This window comes from Kitasatospora sp. NPDC059146 (assembly GCF_042786665.1).
Taxonomy (GTDB): Bacteria; Actinomycetota; Actinomycetes; order Streptomycetales; family Streptomycetaceae; genus Kitasatospora.
Window position 1 is genome coordinate 14,615 of sequence record NZ_JBHZCY010000151.1, and the last position, 6,959, is coordinate 21,573.

At 76.3% G+C, this 6,959-nt stretch carries 3 protein-coding genes and 1 pseudogene; 2 read left to right on the top strand and 2 right to left on the bottom strand.

Annotated features, from left to right (window positions below; genetic code table 11):
• Positions 1 to 538: type VII secretion protein EccB (locus ACFXPX_RS38360; protein WP_380644702.1), on the bottom strand; the 538-nt coding region annotated here is incomplete at its 3' end.
• 108 nt (positions 539 to 646) lie between these two features.
• Entirely contained in the window at positions 647 to 2,038 is a 1,392-nt protein-coding gene (gene eccD / locus ACFXPX_RS38365) for a type VII secretion integral membrane protein EccD (protein WP_380644703.1), read from the bottom strand.
• Between the two features lie 249 nt (positions 2,039 to 2,287).
• Between eccD and eccCa the strand changes: the two genes are divergently transcribed.
• Both eccCa and ACFXPX_RS38375 read left to right on the top strand, forming a co-directional pair.
• Entirely contained in the window at positions 2,288 to 6,301 is a 4,014-nt protein-coding gene (gene eccCa, locus ACFXPX_RS38370; protein WP_380644704.1) for a type VII secretion protein EccCa, read from the top strand.
• Positions 6,298 to 6,959, top strand: a pseudogene (locus ACFXPX_RS38375) (hypothetical protein); the annotation flags it as partial. The gene eccCa and the pseudogene ACFXPX_RS38375, both read left to right, overlap by 4 nt.

Here is a 6,959-nt window from a genome sequence, read left to right on the forward strand (position 1 = left end):
GGGTGGGCCACACGGGGCCCCTTCCCCCCCCGGCCCGGGCCCGGGGGGGGGGGGGGGTGCCGGAGGGGTCGGGCTGCCAGCTCGCGCAGGCGAGCCAGGGGGCGGTGGCCAGGCGCTCGGACTGCGGCAGGCCGTCGGGGGCGCCGGGGATGCCCAGGGGGGTGCCGCGCGGGGTGTCGGCCAGGGAGTGGACGCTGACCTGGTCGACGGTGAGCTGGTCGCCGGCGAGCAGGCGGGCGGTGGCCTCGTTGAGCACGGGGTGGAGGGCGCCGTCGACGTAGAGGTAGCGGGCGCCGCTCTCCTTGACCAGGACGAGGGTGCCGGGCTTCTTCCAGCCGGTGGCACCGCCGGGGACGAGGACGCCGTAGACGGCGGCGATCAGGGCGGCGAGGGCGGCGACGACCAGACCGGTGACGATGCCTCGGGAAGTGCGCCCGGTGGGGACGTCGGGGGCGTCGGGCTCGCCTCGGAGCATGCCGGTGGCGAGGCGGCCCATCACGAACAGGTGGGCCTGCACCTGGTCGCGCTTCGACTGCATGGTGGCGGTTCTCCTCGGTGGCGGGGCTCAGCGGGTACGGCGGGTACGGCGGGTCGTTCGGGCTCAGCGGGTACGGCGCGCTCAGCGGGTACGGCGAGTCGTTCGGGCTCAGCCCGCGAGGGCGCGCAGCGCCTGGAAGGCGCCGGCCGCGGCGAGGGCGAGCGGGAGGACGGCGACGGCCGCGAGGGTGTGCAGGAGGTCGGCGGCGCGGCCCCAGTAGGGCAGCAGCCGTCGGCCGGGGACGGTCCAGGAGGCGGCGGCCAGCAGGGCGGCCGCGGCCAGCAGCGCGGCGAGCAGGCCGGTGCGGGCGGCGGGGGCCAGCTCGGTGGCGAGGCGGGCGGTGAGCAGCACGGGGCCCCAGACGGCGGGGACGAGGACGGCCAGCCGCTGGGGGACGGAGCCGATGCCGCGGGCGTGCAGGGCGAGCAGCAGGGCCAGGGTGCAGGTCAGGGCGGTGGGGGCCCAGCCCTCCTGCCCACTGAGGGCGGTCAGGGCGAGGAGGAGGACGGGGGCGAGGGCAAGGTGGAAGGCCGTCAGGAAGCCGTCGGCGACGGTGCTTCGGGCGCGGACGGTGGCGGCGGGGACGGCTTCGATGCCTTCCTGGAGTTCCTCGGCGTTGCGGGGCAGGGCGGGCAGGCGCAGTCCGGACAGGCGGAAGCACACGCCCGGCAGGAAGGCGGCGGTGGCGACGGGGGCGACGGCCAGGGCGGCGGCGGTGGCGGGCACGGTGAGTCCGGCCAGCAGCAGGGCACCGGCCGCGGTGACGTGCAGGGCGAACAGGACCAGGCCGAGGAAGAGCGGGGCGGCGCAGCCGACGGCGGCCATGGCCAGGACGGCGGCTCCGGCGCCGGCGCAGCCGCCGGCGAGCAGGCGGGCGCTGGCGGCGGAGGGTCCGGTGTCGGGGGTGAGGAGGGCTCCGGCCAGGGCGAGGTAGGACACGGCGGTGGCGCCCAGGGCGGTGCCGGCGCCGGCGTCGCCGACGGCGCGGGAGGCGCTGAGGGCGCCCAGCAGCAGGAACAGGGCGGTGACGGCGGCGGCACCGGCCCGCAGCTGGGGCGGGCCGGGCAGCAGCAGGAGGGCCAGGCCGCCGGCCAGGACGGTGACGGCCAGGGCGAGGGCGGTGTGGTGGGTGAGGACGGGGCGCCAGGTGTCGGCGCGTTCGCGCATGCCGGTGGCGAGGCCGTCGGGGAGGTCGTCGTAGTGGACCTCGGGGAGCGGGTCGCGGCGGGGGCGCAGGTGGAGGTCCTCGCCGTCGCGCAGGCCGAGGGCGTCGGCGCCGAGTTCCTCGTCCAGGGGGGCCTGGCCGAGGCGTTGGAGGATCCAGCCGTCGTGTTCGGCGCCCTGTTCGTCGAGGTCGTCGCCGGCGTGGTCGAGGACGGCGGGCAGCAGGTCGGCGAGGGGGACGTCGGCGGGGACGACGAGTTCGAACACCGTGTCGGGTGCGTGGAACCTCAGTCGGCACAGTCCGGTTGCCGTGGTCCCGGTGGTGCTCCCGTTCAAGGTTCTCCTCGTGCTCGCGTGCGGCGCTTGCCGTACCCGCCCGTGCGGCGGTTGCCGTACCGCCCGCGGGGCGGCCTCCTTCCCGGGGGACGGGCCGGGGCGGGTGCGGGGTTCAAATCCGGTCCGAACGGGTCGAGCGGGGGCCCGGCTGAACCCCGGAGGGGGTGCCGTCCGTCGCCCCAGGAGGACGGCGTCCCGCGCGGCGGGGCACTTCGCCGCCGTCCTTCCCGGGTGCGAGGAGCGCTTTCGTTGAGTGTGGTAGTGGTCGAGCGTGCGCCGCGGCGCCCCGGGCCGGCGATGCCCGACGGCGAGATCCAGTTGCAGGAGCCGCCGGTCCTGCCGCAGTCGCAGAGCGGCATGTCGAGCATGATCACGATGGCGCCGATGGCGCTGAGCTCGCTGTCGATGGTGTTCGTGTTCCTGCGCCCGGGTGAGGGCGGCGGGATCATGACGTACGTCGCGATGGGCATGATGGGCCTCTCCGCGGTGGGCATGCTGGTGACGTCGCTGCTGCGCGGTTCCAGCGACCGCAAGCGGGAGCTGCGCGCCGAGCGGCGCGACTACCTGCGCTACCTGGCGCAGATGCGCCGTCAGGTGCGCGGGCACATCGTGCGCCAGCAGGAGGCGCTGGCCTGGCGGCACCCGGCGCCGGGCTCGCTGGCCTCGCTGGTGCGCACCTCTCGGCTGTGGGAGCGGCGCGCCGCGCACCCGGACTTCGGGGACGTGCGGGTGGGCGTGGGACACCAGCGGCTGGCGGTGCGGCTGGCGCCGTTGGCGACCAAGCCGGTGGAGGACCTGGAGCCGTTGTGCGCGCACGCGCTGCGCCGGTTCATCCACGCCTACGGCACGGTCGCGGACCAGCCGATCGCGGTGTACGTGCGCGGCTACGCCCAGGTGCTGGTGCGCGCGGACGAGCGGGAGGCGGCGCGGGCGCTGGCACGGGCGATGCTGGCGCAGCTGGCGCTGTTCCACGCGCCGCAGGACCTGCGGATCGCCGTGGTCTGCGAGGCCGGGCAGCGCCGGGCGTGGGAGTGGGTGAAGTGGCTGCCGCACGCGCTGCACCCGGTGGAGACCGACGCGCTGGGGCCGGTGCGGCTGATGGCCGGGTCGGTGGCGGAGCTGGAGCAGGTGCTGGGGGCGGAGTTCGCGGGGCGCGGGCCGTGGGAGCCGGATGCGCAGCCGGGCCGGGACGAGCCGTTCACGGTGGTCGTGCTGGACGGTGTGCCGGTGGGCGCGGGCAGCCGGGCGGCGCTCGCGGGGTGGCGCAACGCGGTGCTGCTGGACCTGGGTGAGGCGCTGGAGTGGAAGCCGCTGCGGCACCGGTTGCGGCTGCGGATCGACGAGGGCCGGCTGGCGATGGTCGGTGCGGACCGCAACCACCGGGACGAGGAGACCGACCTGGGGCGGCCGGACGCGCTGTCGCTGCCGGCGGCGCGGCGGCTCGCGGCGCTGATGGCGCCGTACCGGATCGGGGACGGCTCGGAGGGCGGCGAGCCGCTCGCCGGGGACTTCGACCTGGCGTCGCTGCTGGGCGTCCGCGACCTGCACGGGCACGACGTGGCGGCGGGCTGGGCGCGCGGCGTCGCCGACCGGCTGCGGGTGCCGCTGGGGATCGCCGCCGACGGCACGCCGGTGGAGCTGGACATCAAGGAGTCGGCGCAGGGCGGCATGGGGCCGCACGGGATGCTGATCGGGGCGACCGGGTCGGGCAAGTCGGAGCTGCTGCGCACGCTGGTGCTGGCGCTGGCGATGACCCACTCCTCCGAGGTGCTGAACTTCGTGCTGGTGGACTTCAAGGGCGGGGCGACGTTCCTGGGGCTGGAGCGGCTGCCGCACACCTCGGCGGTGATCACCAACCTGGCCGACGAGGCGGCGCTGGTGGACCGGATGCGCGACGCCCTGCACGGGGAGCTGGTGCGCCGTCAGGAGCTGCTGCGGGCGGCGGGCAACTACAGCTCGCTGCTCGACTACGAGCGGGCCCGGGCCGGCGGGGCGGCGCTGGAGCCGCTGGCGACGCTGTTCGTGGTGGTCGACGAGTTCTCCGAACTGCTGGCCGCGCACCGGGACTTCATGGACCTGTTCATCATGATCGGACGACTGGGGCGCTCGCTGGGGGTGCACCTGCTGCTGGCCTCCCAGCGCCTGGACGAGGGGCGGATGCACGCCCTGGAGTCGCACCTGTCCTACCGGATCGGCCTGCGCACCTTCTCCGCGATGGAGAGCCGGGGCGTGCTGGGCGTCCCGGACGCCTACCACCTGCCCTCGCAGCCGGGCAACGGGTTCCTGCGCAGTGACATCGCGACGCTGACCAGGTTCAAGGCCGCGTACGTCTCCGGGCCCTACCGGGCGCCGCGCCCGGTCGCGGCCCGCCGTCAGGCCGCGGCCGGGCAGGTCGCGGCGTACGGCACCGAGTACGTGGCGCCGCGTCAGCCCGCCGTCCTCCCGGCGGAGGTGCAGGAGGCGCAGGAGGAGGAGGCGTCCGGTCGCAGCCTGCTGGAGATCGCGGCCGAGAAGCTGGTGGACGCCGGTCCGCCGGCCCACCCGGTGTGGCTGCCCCCGCTGGGTGTGCCGCCGACCCTGGACCAGCTGCTGGCGCCGCTGGCGCCGGTGCCCGGGTGCGGGCTGACCGCCGAGGACGATCCGGGCCGCGGCGCGCTGCGGGTGCCGGTCGGCGTGGTGGACAAGCCCTTCCAGCAGGTGCGCGACCTGCTGGTGGCGGACCTGTCCGGGGCGGGCGGGCACGTGGGGGTCGCGGGCGGGCCGCAGAGCGGCAAGTCCACCCTGCTGCGCACCCTGGTCGCGGCGCTGGCGCTCACCCACACCCCGCGCGAAGTGCAGTTCTACTGCCTGGACTTCGGCGGCGGCACGCTCTCCTCACTGCGCGGCCTGCCGCACGTGGGCGCGGTGACCGGCCGGCACGACCCGGAGCGGGTGGTGCGCACGGTCGCCGAGGTCAACGCCATCCTGGCCCGGCGCGAGCAGAGCTTCGCCGAACTGGGCCTCGACTCGGTGGCCGCGTTCCGGCGCGCCCTGGCCGAGGGCGCGCTGCCCGGGGAGGGCCACGGTGACGTGTTCCTGGTCGTCGACGGCTGGAACACCGTGCGCCAGGAGTTCCCCGACCTGGCGCCGGCGCTGACCCTGATCGCCCAGCGCGGCCTGAACTACGGCATCCACCTGGTGGTGGGCACCACCCGGTGGGGCGAGGTCAGCGGCGCGCTGCGCGACCTGCTGGGCACCCGCTTCGAGCTCCGGCTGGGCGACCCGGTCGACTCCGCGATCGGCATGCGCATCGCGGCGACCGTGCCCAAGATCCCCGGACGCGGGCTCACCGGTGAGGAACTGCACTTCCTCACCGCACTGCCCCGCCTGGACGGCCGCGGCGCCACCGAGGACCTGGGCGAGGGCGTCGCGGACCTGGTCGACGCCGTCGCCGAGCACTGGACCGGCCAGCGCGCGCCCGAGGTCCGGATGCTGCCGCTGCACCTGCCCGCCGCCGCGCTGCCCGCCCCCCAGGGCCGGCTGCGCGTGCCGTTGGGCCTGCAGGACGTCTCGATGGACACCCTCTGGCACGACTTCGAGGAGTCCCCGCACCTGGTCGTCGTCGGCGACAGCGAGGCCGGCAAGACCAACCTGCTCAAGCTGGTGGCCGCCGGCATCACCGGCGCCTACCGGCCCGACGAGGCGCGGATCATGCTGGTCGACTACCGGCGCGTCCTCCAGGGCGCGGTGCCGCCGGAGTACCGGCTCGGGCACGCCGTCGCCGTGGACGTGCTGCGCCAGATCGTCGACGGCGCGGCCCGGGCGATGGCCAACCGGCTGCCCGGGGCGGACATCGCCCCCGAGCGGCTGCGGCTGCGGGACTGGTGGGAGGGCCCCGAACTGTTCATCCTGGTCGACGACTACGAACTGGTCTCCGGCTCCCCCGGCGGCATGCAAGCCCACCCGTTCGCGCCGCTGCTGGAGTACCTGGCGCAGGGCGCCGAACTGGGCCTGCACCTGATCGTGGCCCGCAGCGCCAACGGCGTCGGGCGGGCCTCCTCCGACCAGCTGCTGCGCAAGCTCGAAGAGGTCAACACCCCGGCGCTGCTGCTGTCCTGCCCGCCCAGCGAGGGCTTCCTGTTCGGCAACACCAAGCCGCGGGCGCTGCCCCCGGGCCGGGCCCTGCACATCACCCGACGCCGGACCGTACAGGTGCAGACCGCGCTCGTCGACGACGGGGACGGCGGGGGCAGCGCGGACGGGGAAGGGGAGTCGCGTCAGTGAGCACCATCGAACAGGCCTCCGGGGCACGCCGCTGGCTGAACCGCCGGCGCACGGACAACGACACGGCGGCCGAACCGGCGGGCCCGGCCGCGCTGCACGAGGTGGGAGCACACTTCGTCATCGCGCCCGGCACCGACGCGGCTGCGCTGCCCGCCGCGCTCACCGACGCGCTGGCCGCGCTGGAAGCCGTACCCGGCACCGTCACGGTGCTGGCCGCGGCCCCCGATGCCCAACCCGTCCTGCTCGGCCGCCTCGACGACCTCGCCCGCACCGTGCGAGCCACCACGGGCACCGGGACCGCCGGGACGGCCACCGATGCCGGGACGACCGCCGCCCCCGGCGCCGGCCGGGCCGCCGCCGACCGCAACGCCGCCACCCTGGTCCTGGCCGCCTCCGCCCTCGCGGCGACACCCGCCTCCGGGCGCCGGCCCGCGCAACGGCTCGCCGAACTGGCCGCCACCAGCATCGTCGCTCCGGACGGGCTCGTCACCCTGCGCCCCGACGGCACCCTGCTGGCCAGCGGTGCCACCGACGCCGATCCGTCCTCCTGGTGGCTGTTCACCCCGGACGGACGCACCCGCCGACTCGGGCCCGTCTGGCCGCTGCCCCGAGCAGGCACGGGCACGGCGCCCGGGCGCGCGGGCACCGGCACGGCGCC